Source organism: Burkholderia sp. Ac-20353 (genome assembly GCF_017104785.1).
Classification (GTDB): domain Bacteria; phylum Pseudomonadota; class Gammaproteobacteria; order Burkholderiales; family Burkholderiaceae; genus Burkholderia.
On record NZ_JAAGPL010000073.1, the window covers coordinates 1 to 21,605 of the forward strand.

Below are 21,605 nucleotides of genomic sequence, written 5' to 3' on the forward strand. Positions count from 1 at the left end.
GCGGCTGGCGCACGCCCTCCGCGGGCTTACGTCCGCCGTGTGCCGCGCCTTCCTGGCGCGGCGCACGCGCCGGTGGCGCGTGCGCGGCGTCGGCGGGCGTCTCGGCGCCGGCCTCGGCACCCTCTGCGCCCTGCGGCGCACCCTCGGCGCCCTTCGTCGTCGCCGCTGCGCGACGGCGCGCGATCAGGCTGCGCGGACCGCGCCGCAGGCCGCGACGGGGGCGCTCGTCACCGCCCTCGACCGGGGCGCCCTGTTCGGGCGCATCGTCGGCACGCGCTGCCTGCACGGCAGGCGCGGACGATTCAATATCGTGGATATCAGTCAAAACAACCTCAAAATGTCAGGTCTCGCGCCCTGCGCGGGCGCGGCATGGAATCGGCCGCGTTCAGGCGCGACGCTGTTCGGGTTCTGCTTCGTCGTCCGGCAGCGCGTCCGCGCCGACGGGGGCGCTGGCGCTGCGTACGGCATCCGCGAGACTGTCGGACGTGTCGTCCAGCATCTCTTCGTCCGCAGGACGGGAATGCGCCGTGCCGGCGTGAACGATCACGCCAGGCCTGTCGTCGGCCGCTTCCGTTCCGTCGCCGGCCGCCGCTTCGGCGTCCGGCTTGCGATCTTCCTCGTACAACTCCGCGTGCAGCGGCACGGGCTGCACGCCCACCGGCGCTGCTTCGGCGCCGGCCTGTTCCGTTTGTGCGCCACCCGCCTCGAGCGTAGCGCGGTTCGGCAATTCCTGCGCCGACGCGTCGTCACCGCCGACGCCCGACTGCGAGTCCGCCGGCGCCGGCAAGCCGGGCGCATCCTGCGGCGACACCGCATCGCTGTCGGCCGACGCATCGTCGGCGGCCGGCACGCTGTCGTCGAAGTCGATCGCGTGCTGCGCGAGCAGCGCGGCCTCGATGTTCGCCGCCGGCTCCTCGAGCGCAGGCAGCTCGTCGAGCGCCTTCAGGCCGAGATCGTCGAGGAACTGCTTGGTCGTCGCGTACAGCGCCGGACGCCCCGGCACGTCGCGATGCCCGATCACCTCGATCCAGCCGCGATCCTCGAGCTGCTTGACCACCTGCGTGTTGACCGTGACGCCGCGAATTTCCTCGATGTCGCCCCGCGTGACCGGCTGCCGGTACGCGATGATCGCCAGCGTCTCGAGCACCGCGCGCGAATATTTCGGCGGCTTCTCGGGATGCAGGCGATCGAGAAAGCTGCGCATCGCCGGCTTGCTCTGAAAGCGCCATCCGCTCGCCAGCGCAACCAGTTCGACGCCGCGGCCGGACCAGTCCTGTTTCAGATCTTCGAGCAACGTGCGGACCGTGTCAGCCGACACGCTGTCGGCAAATAGCTTGCGCAAATCGCCGAGCTTCAGCGGCTCCTGCGCGCAGATCAAAGCAGTCTCGAGGACGATCTTCGCCTCTTGGGTATTCATGCAGCTAGGCCAGACCCTGTGGTCAAACGAACCGGATCAACAAACAGACGAAAGGAACGGAAGACGCGCTCGCCCGATTCTGATCGGTCATATTGATGGGAGCACGAACCGGGGGCGGCGAAACCACTTCAAGCCAGGCCCAGACCGGACGGAACAGCGCGATTCAACGACGGAACCGCGTGACTGAGCGCCATCTTACGCAAAATTGCCGAGTGCGTAAAGATGAGCCGCCGATGAGCCACCGTCGCGCGCCTGCCGTCACTCGAGATCCTCGGCCCGCGCGGGCATCTGCCGTACGAGCCCCCAGATTGCCTGCGCGGCCGGCGACAGCGAACGGTCGCGGCGACGCACCAGCTCGACGGTGCGCTCGGCGCGCGGCGTGAGCGGACGCGCGACGAGCGTCGAACCGGCCGGCAACGGCAGCGACAGCCACGGCTGCACGCTCACACCGACGCCCGCCTCGACGAGCCCGAACACCGTCGCCGAATGGCCGAGCTCCTGCACCACCGTCGCATTCACCCGATGTGCGGCCAGCGCCGCATCGATCAGCGGCCGGCTGCCCGACGCGTGGTCGAGCAGCACGAGCCGCTCGCCGTTCAGCGCCGTCCACGGCACTTGCGCGCGCGACGCGAGCGGATGGTCGGCGCGCGCGACGAGACAGAACGAATCGGTCATCAACGGCTCGTTCACGAGGTCGGCGGCACTGAGCGGCCCGATCACGACGCCGAAATCGACCTCGCTCGACTTCACCTTGCGCAGCACGTCGCTCTGCACGTCGTCGCGCAGGCCGAGCGTGACGAACGGAAACTGCCGCTCGCAAGCCGCCACGACGCGCGGCATCAGCCGGCACGCTATCGTCGGGCTCGCCGCCACGATCACGCGCCCGCGGCGCTGTTCGCCGATTTCGCGAATTTCGCGCAGCGTGTCGTCGAGGTCGTCGATCAGCCGCGACACGCTCGCGATCAGGTTCGCGCCCGCGTCGGTCAGCTGCACGTCGCGCGTCGTCCGGTCGATCAGCTTCAGCCCGAGCTCCGCCTCGAGTTCGCGCACGCAGCGGCTCACCGCGGACTGCGTGAGTCCGATCTCGTCGCCCGCGCGGCTGAAGCTCCTGAGCCGCGCGACCTCGATGAACACGCGAAGCTGGCGCAGCGTCACGTTCATGTCCCCACCTCATCAATCTCTGGCATCGATGCGCGATTCTAGTGCGCCATTGCGTGAATCCGGCACCGGATTCACATGTTTCGCTGCGGTGCAATATGCGCGCAAACGCACGCGGCACGGGCGAATTGCACAAGATTGGTGATTGTCCTGATTTGCTGTCGGGTCTTTTTGGCGTCTTATACGCCCCTAGCTGACGTAGCCGTCGGCTCGCTGCCAAGCGGCTCCCGAGGAGTTCCCCTCCTACGTGGCACGCTTCGTGCATTACCAGTCGCACAGGGCGCAGGTTTCGTCTGACGGATCGCAGAAATCCGTTACGGCCAAACCGGAGGCCCCCACCCGGCACTCGATGGCCGAGTGCTTGAAGAGTGCGCGGCGCAGGGCAGCGCACCGGAGTTAGCTTCGCTGAGGTGAGGACATGATGCTGTTCGACGATTTGAGAGATAACGAATGGGCGCTGGTGGAAGGTCTGTTTTGTTCGGAGCCCGCACGAAGTGAGCGTCGCGGCCGTCCACGCGTGGAAGCCCGTTCGGTGGTGAACGCGGTGCTGTGGGTGCTGTCGACCGGCGAAGGCTGGTCCAAGCTGCCTGGCCGCTATCCGTCGCCGCCAACCTGCCGCCGCCGCTTCGACGAATGGCAAGCCGATGGCACGCTCGCCGAAATCGTCAAGCGACTCGGCACGAGCGGCCGTCAGATCTCGCTGCGCGGCCGCATCGGCGCGAGCGCGGCCAAGCCGCCTGCACCGCCGAGCCGCGACCGGCTGCGCGGTGCGTTCTGGACCAACCCGGAATCCTGGCGCGCACCGGTCAAGATGGCCTGAACCGGATACTGCATCGGGCGGCTTCGGCCGCCCGGTTTCTTTCCGGGCAACGGCTTCGCGGCGTCGACCGAGAGACCGGCGCTGTTGGCCCGCGCGATTGACCCGCAGTTGACCGACTGTCGCTGTTTTGTCGCGATACATCTATTTACCAATATTTACAGCAAGCCTGCACTCCCGCGCTTACCTTAGCGTCATATCAACAGGTCGCATCGACGGCTTGAGGGAGCCCGCCATGAAAACAATGTCACTGCTCGCTGCATGCGGCATTGTTGTTTCACTGGCACTTGCGTCGCCCGCGCACGCCGACGACCGCAACAAGCAACCGCACCGGCAGCAGGAACACAAAGGCAACCTGCACACGCCTCCCGGGGCGGACCAGTCCGGCCGACAGACGGTTCCTCGCGGTGACTTGCGCGGCGACATCGCGAGCAACGCACGCGCGCGCATCGGCCTGCCGCAGCAAGACGCACCCCGGCATCCGTAACCGGGCGCCGACACGCCGATCAAAGAAAATTTCCGCATTCGGGAACTGACCGACGCGGCGATGGGTCAACATCGTTGCCATGAGCACAGCGTGGCAGCAGCGAAAAGTATCCGGTACGCCCGTATCCTCGTGATACGGGCTTTTTTTTGTCGCGCCGCCGGCCGGCGCGACACGGGCTAGAGGCGGCGCTAGAGGCGGCTTTCGAGAATCGCGACGGCGCTCGCTTCGCTGAGCACGTAATCGTCCATTCGGCGATCAGTCCAGGAAATCGATTTCTCGTCGCGCTCGAGGCGCGCGAATTCGGCGCGGCCGCTGTCGGTCAGCACGGCGATGTCGACAGGCGCATGAAAACCCGGCGCGGGCGCAACGGTCTTCTGCCTGACCGTGTCCATCAGCCCGAGCGACCGGAGATACTCGAATACGCCCGGGCGACGCGCCCACGGTACCTGGCGATACTGCACTCGCCTCAGCGCGTCGAGCACCGCTTCGTTGGAATACGTGGCCATCTCGATTCTTTCTTAAAGTGCAGCGACAATGCCAAGCGGCGCGCCGGGCAGAGTCTCCGCCCACCGGCGCCACCACCGATTCTGGAGGCCGGACACTCGGCGTCGAGTCGGGGCCGGATCATCAGCCCTCCATAAAAAGACACCATACCCCAATCAAATTGATTCTGTTCTATTCATTTGCACTTCTCTTCATTGCATTCGTGTTCTTACGCAAGCTGCGGCGCACGATTGCAATTGTCACTTTCGCCGTGTTCTGGCTGCTCGCGACCGGCTGGCTCGCGGCGCCGCTCATTGCCTGGACGCAGGCGGGCGTGACCCCGGTCGAGCATCCGGCCATGCGCGGACACACCGCGCTGATCCTGCTCGGCGCAGGCACCAAACACATCGACGGGCGACTCGTGCCGCCTGCGGACGGCTACGCCCGCATCCGCAAGGTCGCCGAGCTGTACCGCGCCTGCCGGCGGCAAGCCGACCGCTGCACGGTCATCGTATCCGGCGGCGACCCGCAGCGACACGGCGCAACCGAAGCCGCAACCTACGCGCCGTATCTCGTCGCCGGAGGCGTCGCCCCGGAAGATCTGACCCTCGAGGCAAACAGCCGCACGACATACGAAAACGCGAAGTTCACGGCACCTATACTACGCTCACGACATGACGACGAGCGGATCCTCGTCACATCGTCGTACCAGATGCGGCGCGCGCTGCTCGATTTCCGCCGCTTCGACATCGAACCGCAACCGGTCTTTGCGAACCGCCGCGACGCGACGACGGGATGGCTGCCGCGCTGGCAAAACCTGGCCAATGCCGAGCAAGCGGCGCACGAACTGGTCGGCATCGCACAATTTCACGTGTATCGCTGGCTCGGGTGGTTCTGAGCATGCCCGATGACAGGGAGCCTGGCGCAACGCGATGGCACGCGCGTGACTGCCCGCGGCAAGTGTTGCGCGACTTCAACGCAAGGTTGTGCCGAGATGCGTTCCAATGCACACTGATCCGTCACTTTTGTTAAACTCGGCACGCACTCGATTGCAGTCGCCAGACAGAACGGCAACACTCGGGTTCATCACCACTTAGCGGAGGTAAGCAATGAAAAAGACGTCCCTGGCTATCCTGGTTGCGATGTCGGCGCTGACTGGCGCAGCGTATGCGCAAGAGAGCACGGAAATCAAGACCATCACCGATCCGGCCAAGATCTCCGAGATCGAGCAACGCGCTCAGGCCCTGCAGCAGCAGCAAGCTCAGCAGGCAGCCGAGCCGGCGATGCAGGAAGAACAACACCACGCGAAGAAGGCAGCACATCACAAGGCTGCGAAGAAGGCCGCCAAGAAGGCCGCTCCGGCCGAAGCCGCCAGCCAGTAAGCTTCAACGGCACCGCATTGAGAAAAGCCGAATCCGGGCAACCGGGTTCGGCTTTTTTGGTTGCGGCTCCGGTACGCTGTGCTAAAGTCGCGCACCGAACATTTCCACCCCGTACGCACCCCGGTGCGGAGGACAGCATGAGCAACATTCAACTCGACATCGAGTGGACCGAGGCCGCCACTCGCCAGATCAAGCAACTGATGCCGCGCGGCTCGGAAGATGCGTTTCTCGCACTGCCGCCGATCGAATGCCTGCCGATGGAAGGCGACGTGCTCTTTCTCGGCCCGCAAGGCAAGCAGCAGCCGTTCATCGTCGCCGAACGTCAATACCATCACGACGGCGACGCGGACTGGACGATCATCCTGATCCTCGACGTCCCCAACGCGTCGCACTGACGCACCGAGCGGCAGTCGGGCGCCACGCGCGCGACTGCCCTACCCTCGGACGATCCTCGCCAGCTCGCGGATCTCCGAATGCGCGATCCGGTCCGCCGCTGCATCGCGACAAGCGAGGATGTGCGCGGAACGCGCGTGCACGGCCAGCGCCACCTCGCCCTCCCACGACTGCAATTTCCGCCACTCCCGCCCGTCGGATCAAAGAATTCGAGCTGACGCGATTCCATCGGCTGCCGCACCGGCACACGCGATAAAGACAGGCCACCAAAAAAATTGCCCGCGCTTCGCGAGAAGCGCGGGCGAAACCGTCGCCCTACGAGGATAGGCGACGGGGCCATCGAGATCCGCGCCCATGCGCGGATCGTCATCGGTTGCGCCGACGCTTGCTGCGCCGGCATTTGACGACGCCGATACCTTTTGTCTTTGTCACGCGTTCGCGACGCATGCCCGGTACCTGGCGCCATCCTCCCTGTCCTAACGATTCCGCTATTAAGAGCAGATTCCGTGCCAACGCATAACAAGCCAACACACCATTGATTTATAAGGACAATTATTCAAGAAGCGCAACGGCGCACCTGTTCTGTCGCCCGTAACACCCGGATGTTACGTAACGTCACGCCGAGGGTCTGATCGCGGGGAACGCGCGGAGGGAAGCACGAAGTGCGCGCGTAAGAATAAAAAAAAGCCCGCCAGAAAGGCGGGCTTCATGATGCGCGAACGGATGTAGCGATCAGCGCAGTTGATTCACGAGCAGCCCCATGATCTGACGCGCGGGCACCGACGTATCGATCGCCCCCGATTCGTCAACGACCGCGACACGGGTCTGGTCAGACGTGAGTGCCTTCACGTTCACGCGATACTGCTTCGCCTGTTTTTCCTTCTTGCCGTGGAACAACTGGCTCCAGAACCCCTGTTCGGCGGCGGTCAAATCCTTCGGATCGACGTAGCGCACGAAATACAGCCCCTTCGTGCGATCGCGATCGTCGACGGTGAAGTTCGCACGATCGAGCGCGAGACCGACGTGCAGCCACGAGCGGTCGTACGGTTCGCCGAGCGTCACTTCCGACGGAACGGCACCCGTCACGTCGGACGCATCGTTAGCGCCTTGCGACGACGCGCTCGCAACGTTCTGCGCCGCAACCGCGGCCGCCGCCTTCGACGACGCGGCGTCGCTCTTCTTGTCCTTCGCCGGCTCGGTTTCGCGGATGTTCGCGATCGGCGGCTCGCCGTTCTTCGCACGCAGGTCGTTCTGCGCGAGAACGGCCATCAGCCGCTTCAGGTACTCGGTTTCGAGCGCCGGATCGTTCGGCTTCGGCTCCCACTTGCTCGAATCGTTGCTCTGGCCGGTCAGCGCCTCGCGCATGCCCTTCTGGCTGATGAACACATAGGTGCCGCCGTTCGGCGCCGCATCGAGACGCGTACGGTACTTGTTGCGTTCCGCGGTCACGTACGAATTGCCCATCGCCTTCGAAATCACGCTGCGGATCAGGCCATCGTTGATCTGCGGATGGGTTTCGTTCCAGTCGGTCTCCATCACGCCCTTGTCGCGCTGGTCGACGACGAGCAGGAAGCCCTGCTCCTGCCAGAAGCGGCGGATCTGCGGCCAGATGTCGGCCGGCTTCTTGCCGTCGACGACAAGCCAGCTCTCGCTGCCATCACGCTGGATATGCATGCCGGTCACGGCCGGCACGACGGAATCGACGGGCGGCGCCGCCTGCTGGACCTGCTGCAGCGTCGACAGGGAGGTCGCGCCGCCCTGGGGAGGAAGCGAGCGCTGATCGGCCGTCTCGTCGAGCATGTTGGGCGGCACTGCGAGCGAAACCTCCTTCGATTTCGAGTCGCTCTTGTAGTCCACTTTCGTGGGCGACGACGTACCGCAACCGGCAACGAGCGCGCCGGTGGCGAGCACTGCAGCAAACCGCATGGTAAGACGAAGATCAGTCATGTTCGGGGAATCCTCTTCCGCTAAATCACGGCGCTTTCCGTGGATCAACCGTGCATTTTACCGGTGCAGCGGCACGCTGTGCAAAAACCGGGCAAGTGAATTGCAGTGCTCGTCCAGGGCCGCGCCGCCGACACAAACGATGCTCCCGAGTGGGCGGACACGGAAACATTCACAAAATGCATGCGACCCGTTCTAAATTGGAAAAGTGTCTGATATACTCTCATGCTTTCGGGGCGTAGCGCAGCCTGGTAGCGTACCTGCATGGGGTGCAGGTGGTCGGAGGTTCAAATCCTCTCGCCCCGACCAGACAAGAACCCGCACAGCGTAAGGCTGTGCGGGTTTTTCGTTTCTGCGGCAAGTTTCTGTGACGAACCTCGCCGCCCTTCCTCCCGGCATCCGCAGGCAAACGACCGTTTGATCCTGCCCGCACATCGCCTCGTCTCCTTTGTCGCACCGCCCGTCCGCACGGTCCCCCTCCGCTCCCGCTGTTTGGTGACGCGGCTCTAACGCGCTATGCCACACTGCATCGCAACGACGCACGATGCTGCCGCGCGTATTGAAACATATGGCACATATGACACGCATGGTGCGGACGCTCACGACAAGACACGGAGACAGACGATGCGGAATGCGGTCCGGCGCGGCCATCGCTCGCCTTTGGCAACACCTGAATCGACTTCCGGCCCGCGACGCGCGGCCCATGCTGCATCGCGGCGCACGCTGCACGCATTCAGCTGCGGCGCGCTCGCGATTGCACTGCTCGGCGCGGGCTGCGCGGAACCCGCCGCGCAGCGCGACGGCAGCGCACCGGCCGCGTCGACGACACTCGAACGCGCGAAGGCCGAGCGTCTCGCCCGCGAACAGCAGATCGCGCGCACCGTGCCGTCGCTTGCGTCGATCCGCATCACGCAGCCCCGCCCGTTCACGCTGCGCGACTCCGGCCAGAACGGCGCGATGACCTTCCTGCGCGACGTCGATTTCCGCATCGTCAACAATCTCGGTTTCTACATTCACCAGCTGTCGGCGACGCTCATGCCGACCCAGGCCGGTGCACCGATCGTGTTCGACGATCCGACGAGCTTCGAGATCGACGTGCATCGGGGTGCGGTCACGCTCGACGGCGCGAAGCTGACGGCACTCTTCAATACCTATATCTTCGGTTATCGCAACGCGCCGCTGCGCAAGCTCGTCGTGTCGACCGGCGACGGCGTGATCCATCTGCAGGGCGAGATGCTACGCGACGGCTGGGTGCCGTTCTCGCTCACCGGCACGCTCGCGATCCGCGACGGCAGTCAGCTCGTGTTCCATCCGAGCGGCGTGCGCGTGTCGGGTCTCGACGCACAACCGGTGATGCGTGCCGCCAACGTGAAGATGGCCGACCTGCTCAAGGTCGACACGCCGATCGCACGCCTTTCCGGCGACGATCTCGTGATGTCGGTCGACAGGCTGATGCCGCCGCCGCGCCTGAAGCTCACGATCACGGCGCTGCGCGTGACGCCTGCGGGGCTCGACCTGACGCTCGACGACGGCACCCGCGCCGGCTTCGCGATGCCCGCGAACGCACCGCAGCAGGCGATGTATATCCGCGGCGGCGACGTGAAATTCATGCGCTCGATGCCGATGAATGCCGACATCCTGATCAGCGCGGCCGACACGCCGAAGGCCGGACAGAATTTCGTGTTCGACCTGTACCACTACCGCGACCAGGTGTCGGCCGGCTATTTCAATTTCGACGAGCGCGGCGCGATGGCGATCCGGATGCCGTCGTACGCGGGCGCCGCAAGCGGCACGCCGCTCGGCAACCCGTCAGCACGCCTGAACGACAGTTACCTCGCCGCGCAGCAAAGCACGCTGCGCGACATCCGCCAGCACTGGGAAGCGTCTGCGCTCGTGAACGATGCCGCGCGGCCCGGCATCCGGAAAGTGGCGATGCGCCGCACGGCGAACGTGCCGTTCAACGAGCGGCACGTGTCGAACCGACATCCGACGATCCACCTGCGCAACGTCGATTTCAACCTGTCCGGCGACATCGGCTTCCATGTCGAGGATCTCGACGTGCAGCTCGTCGCGAAACGACCCGGCGAGCCTGTCGATCTCGACGACCCGAACCAGTACGACATCCGCATCCTCGGCGGCACGGTCGTCGAGTCGTGGAAGGCCATGTCGGCGCTGTTCAACCACTACCTGCTCGACTACTCGCCGCGCTCGCTGAACGACCTGCAACTGAGCGCAGACGGCCAGAACCTGCGCGTGCAGGGCGGGATCAAGCTGTGGAACCACGTGCCGGGGGTCTGGCTGCCGACCGACATGAAGGGCTCGCTGTCGGTGCTCGACGACCGCCACATCGCGTTCGCACCGACACAAGTGTCGGTACTCGGCATCCCGCAGGCCAAACTGCTGCGCTCGCTCGGCATCGAGCTTGCGTCGCTGACGCCGCTGCAACGTCGCGGCGCCGAACTGCGCGGCGACACGCTCGTGCTCGACCAGTACACGGTGTTCCCGCCGCCCGTGCTGAATGGCAGGCTCGCGCAGGCTACGGTCCAGCCCGACGGACTGCGCCTCACGTTCAGGCGCGTGCCGGATGCACCCGCGCCGACGCGCCCGCAGATTCCGGCGCACAGCTACATGTGGATGGAAGGCGGCGACATGAAGATGTTCAACGTGCTCGAACTGAACGTGCGCGCGCTGATCCAGAATTCGGCCGAAGCCGGCCCGATGCGGTTCGACCTGTACGGCTACCGCAGCCAGGTCGCGCAGGGCTCGGTACGGATGCTGCCGGACGGCACGCTGGTCGTCGACATGGGGCAGCCGAATCCGCTGGCCGCGCGCTGAGCCGGCGGACCCGCGCGGCGTCCGGCAGACGTGAAAAAGCCCGGGGCGATGACGACGCCAGCCGGGCTTTTTCTGTCTTCGCGCAATCTGCGCTCAGTCGTGCTTCAATCCGTCGATCACATCGAGCAGCGCCTGCCGCAGCGCGGCAACGTCGACGGTCGCGCCTACCGGACGGGACGGAGCCCGCGTCTGCTCGGCGGCGCCGGCGCTCTCGGCTGCCGGCTCGGCGTCATGCGCACCGCCCGGCGATTCGAGCCGGTTGCGGGCGCCGTTGATCGTAAAGCCCTGTTCGTACAGGAGTTCGCGGATCCGCCTGATCAGCAGCACCTCGTGATGCTGGTAATACCGGCGGTTTCCTCGCCGCTTCACCGGCCGTAACTGCGTGAATTCCTGCTCCCAGTAGCGCAGCACATGCGGTTTCACGCCACACAGATCGCTGACTTCGCCGATCGTGAAATAGCGCTTCGCGGGAATCGGAGGCAAGACGACTTTCTCAACCGTCGTGGTCATCGTCAGTCAACCATCGGTGTAGGTGCGCGGCGGCCGCGCGGGGGCGTCAGCGCGCGGGGCTTGGCTCCGCGCCGTTTTCGACCAGCGCCTTCAGCTTCTGGCTCGCGTGGAAGGTTACCACTCGACGCGCGGCAATCGGAATCGCCTCGCCCGTCTTCGGATTACGGCCCGGGCGCTGCGGCTTGTCGCGCAGCTGGAAATTGCCGAACCCCGACAGCTTGACGCTTTCGCCGTTCTCGAGCGCGTCGCGGATCACTTCGAAAAATGCCTCGACCATGTCCTTCGCTTCACGCTTGTTCAGCCCGACGCTGTCGAACAGCAGCTCCGCCAGTTCCGCCTTCGTCAGCGTCGGCGTCTCGGCGGACGCCGGCGCCGAAGCGTCGCGGTTCATGGCGCTACGCTGCGCCGTCAGGAGGGCTTCGAATTCACTCGAGGTCATGTCGTTCATATCTGCCATACAGCGCGTTAAACCAAAACTCACGATGAGGAACCGGCCGCCCGGGCGGTGTCGCGCCCGGGCGCTGCCGGCTCCTTAGCCGCGCAGGCGTGCGCCGACGCGCGCCATCCGCTCGACAAGCGTCTGGATCGCCAGATCGACGACCTCGTCCTGGAGCGTGCCAGCCGTGTCCTGCAGCGTCACGCGGAACGCAAGGCTCTTCTCGTGCGCGGCAAGGCCACCGGAAGTATTTGATTTTGCACGAAATTCGTCGAAGAGTACAACCTTCTGAACGAATCGGCACGCGTCGTCGGCCAGCGCCTTCTTCATCTCGTCGAAGAGCGCCTGGACTTCGACCGCCTGGTCGACCACGACCGCGATATCGCGGCGCACCGGCGGGAACTTCGACACCTCGGTCGGTGCCGGCAGCGCGCGCGCGACGAGCGCGTCGGTGTCGATCTCGAACATCACCGGCGCATGCGGCAGCTCGTACTTCTGCATCAGGCGCGGGTGCAGCTCGCCGATCCAGCCGACTGCGCGGCCGTCGACTTCGATGCACGCGCAGCGGCCCGGGTGCAGTGCCGGATGCTCGGCCTTCACGAAGCGCGCCGACGTCGGCGCGAGCAGCGCCTCGATATCGCCCTTCACGTCGAAGAAGTCGACTACACGGGTCGGTACGCCCCACTGCTCGTCGACCGCCGGACCATAGGCCAGCGCGCCGACGCGCTTCGGCTGCGCATAACCTTCGACCGCCAGCTCGCCGGCCTTGACCGACGGATCGGCCAGGAACACGCGGCCCGCCTCGAATACGCGCACGCGATCCGCACGGCGGTTCAGGTTGTGGCGCAGCACGGCGATCAGGCTGCCGAACAGCGTCGTGCGCATCACCGACAGCTGGCTCGCGATCGGATTGAGCAGACGAATCGGGTTGTCGTTGCCCGCGAAATCGCGCTCCCACTCCGCGTCGACGAAGCTGAAGTTGACGGTTTCCGCATAGTCGCGCGCGGCGAGCGCGTGACGGATGTCGTGGATCGAGCGCTGCGTCTCGTTCGTCGCGCGCATCTCGCTCGTCGCGACCGGCGGACGCGCCGGAATCTTCTCGAAGCCGTAGATGCGCGCCACTTCCTCGATCAGGTCTTCCTCGATCTCGATGTCGAAGCGGTGCGACGGCGGCGTGATCGAGAACACGTCGTCATTGCGCTCGAACGACAGGCCGAGACGCGTGAAGATGCTCGCAATTTCATCGCCGTCGATCTTCACGCCGATGATGCGGTTCGCGCGCGACACGCGCATCGTCACCGGCGCGCGCTGCGGCAGATTGACGGCCTGGTCGTCGACCGGGCCTGCCTTGCCGCCGCAGATGTCGAGGATCAGCTGCGTGATGCGCTCGACATGCTCGACGGTCGTTGCGTAATCGACACCGCGCTCGAAACGGTGCGCGGCATCGGTCGAGAAGTTGTACTTGCGCGCGCGGCCGCGGATGCTGTCCGGCCACCAGAACGCCGCTTCGAGGTAGATATTGGTCGTGTCGAGCGTGACGGCCGTGCTGTCACCGCCCATGATGCCCGCGAGACTCTCGACCTGGCGGTCGTCCGAGATCACGCCGACCGTCTCGTCGAGTTCGATCGTGTTGCCGTTCAGCAGCTTCAGCGATTCCCCGCGCTTGCCCCAGCGCACGTCGATGCCGCCGTGGATCTTGTCCAGGTCGAACACGTGCGACGGGCGGCCAAGCTCGAACATCACGTAGTTCGAGATATCGACGAGTGCCGACACGCTGCGCTGGCCCGCGCGCTCGAGGCGCTCGACCATCCATTGCGGCGTCTTTGCGCGTGCGTTCACGCCACGGATCACGCGGCCCGAGAAGCGGCCGCACAGGTCCGGTGCGGCGATCCGGACCGGCAGCGTCTCGTCGAGCTCGACGTGCACCGGGCGGATGTCGACCGGCGTGAGCGGCGCGCCGGTGATCGCGGACGTCTCGCGCGCGATGCCGAACACCGACAGGCAGTCGGCCTTGTTCGGCGTCAGCTTGATTTCGAAGATCGTGTCGTCGAGGTTCAGCGTGTCGCGGATGTCCTGGCCGACCGGCGTGTCTTCCGGCAGGATCAGCAGGCCGCTGTGATCTTCGGACAGCTTCAGCTCGCGCGCCGAGCACAGCATCCCCTGGCTCTCGACGCCGCGCAGCTTCGACAGCTTGATCGCGAACGGCTTGCCGCCTTCTTCCGCGGGCGGCAGTTCCGCGCCGACCAGCGCGACCGGCACCTTGATGCCCGGCACCACGTTCGGTGCGCCGCACACGATGTTCAGCGTCGCGCCCGTGCCGGCGTCGACCTGGCAGACATTGAGCTTGTCCGCATCCGGATGCTTGACGACTTCGAGCACCCGCCCGACGACGATCTTCGACGTCGGCGGCGCAGCCTTGGTCAGCGACTCGACTTCGAGCCCCGCCATCGTCAGCGCGTGCGACAGCTCGTCGGTCGTCAGTTGCGGATCGACAAAGGTTCTCAACCAGGATTCAGGGAATTGCATGGATGTCTACGTTCGAAACAGGTTGGATCGACGCCCGGCTCGCTACGAAGCGCGCACGGGCACAAGTCGGCGCAGCGAGCGCGTTACGCGAACTGGCGCAGGAAACGCAGGTCGTTCTCGAAGAACAGACGCAGGTCCTGGACGCCGTAGCGCAGCATCGTCAGACGCTCGAGGCCGCTACCGAACGCAAAGCCGATGTAGCGCTCCGGATCGAGGCCCATGTTGCGGATCACGGTCGGATGCACCTGCCCCGAGCCGGAAATCTCGAGCCACTTGCCGGCATTCTTGCCGTGCTCGAACATCATGTCGATCTCGGCCGACGGCTCCGTGAACGGGAAATACGACGGACGGAAGCGCACGAGAATGTCGTCGCGCTCGAAGAATTTCTTCAGGAAGTCGGTGTAGACGCCCTTCAGGTCGGCGAAGCTGATGTTCTCGTCGATCCACAGCCCTTCGACTTGATTGAACATCGGCGAGTGGGTCGCATCGCTATCGACGCGATACGTGCGGCCCGGCGCGATCACCTTGATCGGCGGGCGGTTCATGCGCGCATAGCGCACCTGCATCGGGCTCGTGTGCGTGCGCAGCAGCAGCTGGCGGCCGTCGGCATCCTTGCCTTCGACGTAGAACGTGTCCTGCATCGAACGCGCCGGATGGTTCTCCGGGCTGTTCAGCGACGTGAAGTTGTACCAGTCGGTCTCGATCTCGGGACCGTCGGCCACGTCGAAGCCGATCGTACGGAAAATCTGTTCGACACGCTCCCACGTGCGCATCACCGGGTGCAGGCTGCCCGCGCCGGCGCCGCGGCCCGGCAGCGTGACGTCGATTGCCTCGGCGGCGAGGCGCTGGTTCAGCAGCGCGTCCGCCAGCGCCTGACGGCGCGCGGTCAGCGCGGCTTCGACCTGCTGCTTCACGACATTGATGCGTGCGCCTTCGGTCTTGCGTGCTTCGGGATCGAGCTTACCGAGGCCCTTCAGCAACTCGGTCAGCGCACCCGACTTGCCGAGGAAGCGGGCTTTCTCGTTTTCGAGCGTGGTGATGTCGGCAGCCTGTTCGAAGGACTGCTGCGCGTCGGCGACAATCTGGTCCAGATCCATAGATCCCATCATTTCCAACGTCATTCGGTCTTGGCGAGCGAAATCGCCCACCAAACAAAAAAGGGGCTCGGAAGAGCCCCGTTTTCGCTGCAGCGGCCGAGACTACCGGAACATCGCTGCAACTCACCACGCAGTGCTAATTTCGCAATTAGGCTGCAACGGCGGCTTTCACCTGCTTGACGATCGCAGCAAAAGCAGCCTTGTCGAACACCGCCATGTCGGCCAGCACCTTACGGTCGAGTTCGATCGACGCCTTCTTCAGGCCGTTGATGAACACGCTGTAGGTCATGTCGTGCTGGCGAACTGCCGCGTTGATACGCGTGATCCACAGTGCGCGGAACACACGCTTCTTGTTGCGGCGATCGCGGTACGCGTACTGGCCAGCGCGCATCACCGCCTGCTTGGCGATGCGGTAGACGTTATTGCGGCGGCCGCGATAACCCTTGGCCAGGTTGATGATCTTCTTGTGGCGGGCCCGTGCGGTTACCCCACGTTTGACTCGAGGCATGTTTCTCTCCTTGGAGTATCAGTTGAGGGGTTACGCGAACGGCAGCATCGCGCGGACGGAGTTCAGATCGGAATCATGAACTGCCGTTGCGCCGCGCAGGTGACGCTTGTTCTTCGTGGTTTTCTTGGTCAGGATGTGGCGCTTGAAGGCTTGACCGCGCTTGACGGTACCGCCCGGACGCACCACGAAGCGCTTTGCAGCGCTCTTCTTGGTCTTCATCTTAGGCATGACGAACAACTCCAGTTTATTAGATGGCGATGGGTGTGCGGTTGGCTTGCGCCCTTGATCCGCCCTTCGAAACCCAGTCCACTTGTGTACGGCGACCCGCTTGCGCAGCCGCCGTCATCGTTGGCGCGCCGCCCTGACCGGGCGACGCGCCGAACCACTTCCGAACCTGCGCGACCAGCGCGCGGGCCCGTTACTTCTTCTTCTTCGGCGAGAGCACCATGATCATCTGGCGCCCTTCCATCTTCGGCATCTGCTCAACCTGGCCGACTTCCTCGAGATCGGTGCGCAGACGTTCGAGCATCCGCATGCCGATTTCCTGGTGAGCCATTTCGCGGCCGCGGAAACGCAACGTGATCTTCGTCTTGTCGCCTTCCTCGAGGAAGCGCATGAGGTTGCGGAGCTTGACGTTGTAATCCCCGTCATCGGTACCCGGGCGGAACTTGACTTCCTTCACCTGGATGACCTTCTGCTTCAGCTTCGCTTCGTGCTGCTTCTTGGACTCCTGATACTTGAACTTGCCGTAGTCCATCAGGCGGCACACCGGCGGAACCGCTTGCGGCGCGATTTCCACCAGATCGACATCCAGTTCTTCCGATTTACGGAACGCATCAACGAGTTTTACGATACCGAGCGGTTCGTTCTCGAGCCCGACCAGACGCACTTCCGGCGCAGTGATTTCACCGTTGATGCGATGCGACGACTTATCAGTAGCGATGTTACGTTTCCTCTAAAAATTAAAAAAACGAGCCGCGCTGCCAGGGCGGTTACTTGAACGAACGCAGGTCTTCCTGCAGACGCTCAACGAAGGCTTCGACCGGCATTACGCCAAGATCGACGCCGCCACGGGCACGCACGGCTACCGTTTGTGCATCACGCTCCTTGTCGCCCACGACGAGCAGATAAGGCACCTTTTCCAGCGTGTGCTCGCGTATTTTATAGCTAATCTTCTCGTTGCGCAAATCGGCCGTCACTCTAACCCCTTGTTTTTGCAACGTTTGGGCCAGAGACTGCGCATATTCCGCCTGACTTTCGGCGATATTGAGCACAACTGCCTGGATCGGCGCGAGCCAGACCGGCATTGCACCCGCATGGTGCTCGATCAGAATGCCGAGGAAACGCTCCATCGAACCGACGATCGCCCGGTGCAGCATGACCGGCCGACGGCGGCTGCTGTCATCCGCGACATACTCGGCGCCAAGGCGCTCCGGCAGCATCATGTCGAGCTGCAGCGTGCCGCACTGCCACGACCGGCCGAGCGCATCCTTGATGTGGTACTCGATCTTCGGGCCATAGAACGCGCCTTCGCCCGGCAGCTCTTGCCACGTGAGGCCGCATGCGGTCAGCGCCTCGCGCAGACCCTGCTCCGCACGGTCCCACGTTTCATCGGAACCCATGCGCTGCTCCGGGCGCAGCGACAGCTTGATGTCGATGTGCTCGAAGCCAAAGTCCTGGTACACACTCATCGCGAGCTTGTTGAACGCGATCGACTCGGCAATGATCTGGTCTTCCGTACAGAAGATGTGCGCATCGTCCTGCACGAAGCCGCGCACGCGCATCAGGCCATGCAGCGCGCCCGACGCCTCGTTGCGGTGGCACGAGCCGAATTCCGCGTAGCGCAGCGGCAGGTCGCGGTACGAGCGCAGGCCGTGCTTGAACACCTGCACGTGGCCCGGACAGTTCATCGGCTTGATCGCGTAGTCGCGCTTCTCCGACTCCGTCGTGAACATGTTCTCGCGGTAGTTCTGCCAGTGGCCCGACGCTTCCCACAGCGAGCGGTCCATGATCATCGGCGTCTTGATCTCGAGGTAGCCGGCTTCGTTCACGCGGCGGCGCATGTACTGCTCGACCTGCTGCCACAGCGCCCAACCCTTCGGATGCCAGAACACCATGCCCGGCGACTCTTCCTGCATGTGGAACAGGTCGAGCTGCTTGCCGAGCTTGCGGTGGTCGCGCTTTTCCGCTTCCTCGAGCATGTGCAGGTACTGGTCCTGGTCTTCCTTCTTCGTCCAGGCCGTGCCGTAGATGCGCTGCAGCTGCTCGTTCTTCGAGTCGCCGCGCCAGTATGCGCCCGCGACCTTCATCAGCTTGAAGACCTTCAGCTTGCCCGTCGACGGCACGTGCGGGCCGCGGCACAGATCGGTGAAGCCGCCGTGCGAGTACAGCTTGATTTCGTCGCTTTGCGGAATCGATTCGATGATCTCGGCCTTGTACTTCTCGCCGATGCTGCGGAAGTAGCCCGCCGCCTCGTCGCGCGACACGACACGGCGCGTCACGGGCTCATCCTTCTTCGCGATCTCCTGCATGCGCTTTTCGATCTGCTCCAGATCTTCCGGCGTAAACGGGCGATGGTACGAGAAGTCGTAATAGAAACCGTTGTCGATCACCGGGCCGATCGTCACCTGCGCGTCCGGATGCAGTTCCTTCACGGCATACGCGAGCAAGTGCGCGGTCGAGTGACGGATGATGTCGAGGCCGTCGGCATCCTTGTCCGTGACGATCGCGAGCGATGCGTCACGATCGATCACGGCCGACGTATCGACGAGCTCGCCGTCGAGCTTGCCGCCGAGCGCAGCCTTCGCAAGGCCGGGACCGATCGAGGCCGCAACCTCGGCGACTGTCACCGGATGCTCGTATTGTCGAACTGAGCCGTCAGGCAAGCGTATCGAAACCATAGCAATCTCCGTGATGCCGACAGTGGGCGGCAGACCAGGTACGCGATGAAAACCACCGCGCGAAATTTTTTCGACAAAAAAAATGCGGCCCCGCTTTCGAGGGGCCGCATTCGATACTTCACTCAAACTGAAAGGGCGAAAGGGTTCCTCGACTAGCGTCGCTCCGAAGTGGTTTCGGTCAACGTTCGCGGTGTCATAACCGTATTCGCCTTGTTCGCGTTGAGTTTTTACTGCTTCGAGCACCCGGAAAACCAGATGCCCCTGTTCGTTGGTAGGCTCGATTGGACTCGAACCAACGACCCCCACCATGTCAAGGTGGTGCTCTAACCAGCTGAGCTACGAGCCTGAAGAAGCTGAAATTATAAGGAGCTGATTTTCAGTTGGCAAGTGTTTTTATGCACTTGCAGCAAAATCATTTCGAACCAGATCAACCCGTCACGCTTTCCGGGCGGCCCGGACGACGCCGAGCACCTCGCCGAGCAGCGTGCATGCACGCTGCACCTGCGCCGAATTCGAAATCTCCACCGTGAACTGCATGAATGCGGCATGGCGGCGGCTCTGCGTCTTCACGCCGACGACATTGAGCTTTTCGCGCGCGAACACTTCCGAGATGTCGCGCAGCAGCCCCTGCCGGTCGGTCGCCTCGATCATCAGGTCCACCGGATAGACCGATGCGCCACGGCCGCCCAGCACGTCGGCAGACCAGGTGGTCTGCAGCACGCGCTCGGGCGCGCGCTCGGCCATCCGGCGAAACGTCTCGCAATCGCTGCGATGGATCGACATGCCCTTGCCGCGCGTGACGAAGCCGCTGATCGGATCCGGCGGCGCAGGCCGGCAGCAACGCGCGAGCTGCGTCAACAGCGCATCGACGCCGACCACCAGCACGCCGGTCGACGCGCCGTGTGCGACGCTCGCGCCGCTGCTGCGCTTCTCGAAGTCGGCGGGCGCCTCGGGCGCAGGCTCGGGCGGCGGCGCATCGGACAACGCATGCTCGACGTTGCGCAGGCTGAACTCTTCCTTGCCGACGACCGAGAACAGCTCGTCGGGCGTCTTGAAGCCGAGCTTCGCTGCGAGGTTGTCGAGATTGACCGACGTCTTGCCTTCGCGCTGCAACGTCTTTTCGACGAGCATGCGGCCATGCGCGATGTTCTCTTCGTGCTCGATCGAATTGAACCACGCGCGCACCTTCTGCCGCGCACGCGGGCTCTTCATGTAGCCGAGCTGCGGATTCAGCCAGTCGCGCGACGGCCCGCCTTCCTTCACCGCGACGATCTCGACCGTCTGGCCGTTCGAGAGCGACGTGTTGAGCGGCACCATCGCGCCGTCGACACGCGCGCCGCGGCAGCGATGGCCCAGCTCGCTGTGCAGGTGATACGCAAAATCCACCGGCGTCGCGCCCTGCGGCAGCGCGATCACGCGCGCCTGCGGCGTCAGCACGTAGATGTGATCGTCGTCGAGCGACGTCTCGCGCAACTGCGCCCAGGCCTTGCCGCCCGCACCGCCGGTGCCGCCAGTGCCGTCCTCGACGTCGTCCTTCCACGCGAGCAGCTGGCGCAGCCACGCGATCTTCTCGTCGTACTTGTCGCTCGCGGAGAACTGGCCGCCGTAGCCGCGCGCGCCCGCTTCCTTGTAGCGCCAGTGCGCGGCCACGCCGTATTCCGCGAAGTTGTGCATCTCCTGGGTGCGGATCTGCACTTCGAACGCGCGCCCGTCGTCGCCGATCACGACCGTGTGCAGCGACTTGTAGCCGTTCGGCTTCGGACGCGAGATGTAGTCGTCGAACTCCTTCGGCACCGGCTGCCACAGGTGATGCACGATGCCGAGCACCGTGTAGCAATCCTTGATGTCCGGCACGATCACGCGGAACGCGCGCACGTCGTACAGCTCGGAGAAGTCGAGCTCCTTGCCGCGCATCTTGCGCCAGATGCTGTAGATGTGCTTCGGCCGGCCGCTCACCTCCGCCTGGATGTTCGCGTCCGCCAGCTCGCGCTGCAGGCTCCCGATCGCCTCCGCGACATATGCCTCGCGCTCGACGCGCTTCTCGTCGAGCAGCTTCGCGATGCGCTTGTACGTGACCGGATCCTCGAAGCGGAACGCCAGGTCCTCCAGCTCCCATTTCAGTTGCCAGATGCCGAGGCGGTTCGCGAGCGGCGCGTAGATCTCGAGCGTTTCGCGCGCGACGTCCGGCGGTGGATCGACCTTCGCCGCCGCGTAATAGCGCAGCGACTGCAGGCGCGACGCGAGCCGGATCAGCACCACGCGGATGTCCTGCGCGAACGCGAGCAGCATCTTGCGCAGCGCTTCGATCTGCGCACGGCGCGCGGCCGCGGCGTCGCGCCCCATGTCGGCCCCCGCGTTCTGCGTGGCGCGCAGGCTGACCGTGCCGAGCCGCAGCAGCTTGCGCACGTCGGATACGAGGCGCGCGACCTCGTCGCCGAAGCGCTCGGTGAGCTCGCGCTCCGGATCGCTCAGGTGCGGTGTCAGCGCGAACAGCGCCGCGGCGTGCACGGCAGGCGGATCGACGTTCAGCCTGCCCATGATCGCTGCGGTGCCGGCCGCATGATCGGCGAGCAACTCGCCCGACGACAGACGCACGTCGCCCGCGTGCTCGCGCACGAACGCGAGCACGTCGTCGAACGACGGCGCGGCGGCGGCGGAAACGGATTCGACGGTCATCTTGCGGCCTGACGGAATGCGGTCATCTCGATACGA

General features: G+C 64.6%; 18 protein-coding genes, 2 tRNA genes and 3 pseudogenes. 7 read left to right on the plus strand and 16 right to left on the minus strand.

Annotated features, from left to right (window positions below; genetic code table 11):
* The 3 genes and pseudogenes from G3N94_RS21125 to G3N94_RS21135 form a co-directional block, all read right to left on the minus strand.
* Nucleotides 1-325 (minus strand): annotated as a pseudogene (locus G3N94_RS21125) (23S rRNA pseudouridylate synthase B); the annotation flags it as partial.
* A gap of 60 nt (nt 326-385) precedes the next feature.
* Nucleotides 386-1,417 carry an SMC-Scp complex subunit ScpB gene (gene scpB, locus G3N94_RS21130; RefSeq protein ID WP_205794520.1) on the minus strand — a complete coding sequence of 344 codons (1,032 nt, stop codon included), beginning with the start codon at nt 1,415-1,417 and terminating at the stop codon, nt 386-388.
* A gap of 258 nt (nt 1,418-1,675) precedes the next feature.
* Nucleotides 1,676-2,578, minus strand: a complete 903-nt coding sequence (locus G3N94_RS21135) for a LysR family transcriptional regulator (RefSeq protein ID WP_205794521.1) — start codon at nt 2,576-2,578, stop codon at nt 1,676-1,678.
* A 418-nt stretch (nt 2,579-2,996) separates the two neighbouring features.
* Here G3N94_RS21135 and G3N94_RS21140 point away from each other — a divergent pair.
* Together G3N94_RS21140 and G3N94_RS42535 are read left to right on the plus strand one after the other, a co-directional pair.
* Nucleotides 2,997-3,383: pseudogene (locus G3N94_RS21140) on the plus strand (transposase); the annotation flags it as partial.
* Between the two features lie 244 nt (nt 3,384-3,627).
* Nucleotides 3,628-3,879, plus strand: a complete 252-nt coding sequence (locus G3N94_RS42535; RefSeq protein WP_241021987.1) for a hypothetical protein — start codon at nt 3,628-3,630, stop codon at nt 3,877-3,879.
* 188 nt (nt 3,880-4,067) lie between these two features.
* Here G3N94_RS42535 and G3N94_RS21150 read toward each other — a convergent pair whose 3' ends face one another.
* Nucleotides 4,068-4,385 (minus strand): hypothetical protein, encoded by a 318-nt coding sequence (locus tag G3N94_RS21150; RefSeq protein ID WP_205794523.1) that lies wholly within the window; start codon nt 4,383-4,385, stop codon nt 4,068-4,070.
* A gap of 158 nt (nt 4,386-4,543) precedes the next feature.
* Between G3N94_RS21150 and G3N94_RS21155 the strand changes: the two genes are divergently transcribed.
* The 3 genes from G3N94_RS21155 to G3N94_RS21165 all read left to right on the plus strand — a co-directional run bounded on the left by G3N94_RS21155 (nt 4,544) and on the right by G3N94_RS21165 (nt 6,139).
* A complete protein-coding gene (locus tag G3N94_RS21155) occupies nt 4,544-5,260 on the plus strand; it encodes a YdcF family protein (protein WP_205794551.1) in 717 nt (238 codons plus the stop codon).
* Between the two features lie 211 nt (nt 5,261-5,471).
* Nucleotides 5,472-5,744, plus strand: a complete 273-nt coding sequence (locus G3N94_RS21160; protein ID WP_205794524.1) for a hypothetical protein — start codon at nt 5,472-5,474, stop codon at nt 5,742-5,744.
* Between the two features lie 137 nt (nt 5,745-5,881).
* Nucleotides 5,882-6,139: a DNA-binding protein gene (locus tag G3N94_RS21165; protein WP_205794525.1), complete on the plus strand. Its 258-nt coding sequence runs from the start codon at nt 5,882-5,884 to the stop codon at nt 6,137-6,139.
* 39 nt (nt 6,140-6,178) lie between these two features.
* On the opposite strand, the pseudogene G3N94_RS43245 reads toward G3N94_RS21165, so the two are convergent.
* Both G3N94_RS43245 and bamC read right to left on the minus strand, forming a co-directional pair.
* Nucleotides 6,179-6,313 (minus strand): annotated as a pseudogene (locus G3N94_RS43245) (antibiotic biosynthesis monooxygenase); the annotation flags it as partial.
* A gap of 556 nt (nt 6,314-6,869) precedes the next feature.
* Nucleotides 6,870-8,084: an outer membrane protein assembly factor BamC gene (gene bamC / locus G3N94_RS21170; RefSeq protein ID WP_205794526.1), complete on the minus strand. Its 1,215-nt coding sequence runs from the start codon at nt 8,082-8,084 to the stop codon at nt 6,870-6,872.
* 229 nt (nt 8,085-8,313) lie between these two features.
* Here bamC and G3N94_RS21175 point away from each other — a divergent pair.
* Together G3N94_RS21175 and G3N94_RS21180 are read left to right on the plus strand one after the other, a co-directional pair.
* Nucleotides 8,314-8,390: transfer RNA gene (locus G3N94_RS21175), tRNA-Pro, on the plus strand.
* A gap of 315 nt (nt 8,391-8,705) precedes the next feature.
* Nucleotides 8,706-10,916 carry a hypothetical protein gene (locus tag G3N94_RS21180; protein WP_205794527.1) on the plus strand — a complete coding sequence of 737 codons (2,211 nt, stop codon included), beginning with the start codon at nt 8,706-8,708 and terminating at the stop codon, nt 10,914-10,916.
* Between the two features lie 93 nt (nt 10,917-11,009).
* On the opposite strand, the gene G3N94_RS21185 is transcribed toward G3N94_RS21180, so the two are convergent.
* The 10 genes from G3N94_RS21185 to G3N94_RS21230 all read right to left on the minus strand — a co-directional run bounded on the left by G3N94_RS21185 (nt 11,010) and on the right by G3N94_RS21230 (nt 21,569).
* A complete protein-coding gene (locus G3N94_RS21185) occupies nt 11,010-11,426 on the minus strand; it encodes a MerR family transcriptional regulator (protein ID WP_205794528.1) in 417 nt (138 codons plus the stop codon).
* A gap of 46 nt (nt 11,427-11,472) precedes the next feature.
* Nucleotides 11,473-11,874, minus strand: a complete 402-nt coding sequence (locus G3N94_RS21190; protein WP_124603325.1) for an integration host factor subunit alpha — start codon at nt 11,872-11,874, stop codon at nt 11,473-11,475.
* 84 nt (nt 11,875-11,958) lie between these two features.
* Entirely contained in the window at nt 11,959-14,388 is a 2,430-nt protein-coding gene (pheT, locus tag G3N94_RS21195; RefSeq protein ID WP_205794529.1) for a phenylalanine--tRNA ligase subunit beta, read from the minus strand.
* A gap of 83 nt (nt 14,389-14,471) precedes the next feature.
* On the minus strand, nt 14,472-15,485 hold the full coding sequence (pheS, locus tag G3N94_RS21200; protein WP_205794530.1) for a phenylalanine--tRNA ligase subunit alpha: 1,014 nt from the start codon (nt 15,483-15,485) through the stop codon (nt 14,472-14,474).
* Nucleotides 15,486-15,633: 148 nt separating this feature from the next.
* Nucleotides 15,634-15,993, minus strand: coding sequence for a 50S ribosomal protein L20 (gene rplT / locus G3N94_RS21205; protein WP_004192938.1), 360 nt, complete (start codon nt 15,991-15,993; stop codon nt 15,634-15,636).
* Nucleotides 15,994-16,023: 30 nt separating this feature from the next.
* Complete coding sequence (gene rpmI, locus G3N94_RS21210; protein ID WP_004191477.1) at nt 16,024-16,221, minus strand: 50S ribosomal protein L35; 198 nt, start codon at nt 16,219-16,221, stop codon at nt 16,024-16,026.
* Nucleotides 16,222-16,411: 190 nt separating this feature from the next.
* Complete coding sequence (gene infC / locus G3N94_RS21215; RefSeq protein ID WP_205794552.1) at nt 16,412-16,936, minus strand: translation initiation factor IF-3; 525 nt, start codon at nt 16,934-16,936, stop codon at nt 16,412-16,414.
* Nucleotides 16,937-16,985: 49 nt separating this feature from the next.
* A complete protein-coding gene (gene thrS, locus G3N94_RS21220) occupies nt 16,986-18,893 on the minus strand; it encodes a threonine--tRNA ligase (RefSeq protein ID WP_205794531.1) in 1,908 nt (635 codons plus the stop codon).
* 269 nt (nt 18,894-19,162) lie between these two features.
* Nucleotides 19,163-19,239, minus strand: a tRNA-Val gene (locus G3N94_RS21225).
* Nucleotides 19,240-19,328: 89 nt separating this feature from the next.
* Nucleotides 19,329-21,569, minus strand: a complete 2,241-nt coding sequence (locus G3N94_RS21230; protein ID WP_205794532.1) for a bifunctional (p)ppGpp synthetase/guanosine-3',5'-bis(diphosphate) 3'-pyrophosphohydrolase — start codon at nt 21,567-21,569, stop codon at nt 19,329-19,331.
* Between the last annotated feature and the right edge of the window lie 36 nt (nt 21,570-21,605).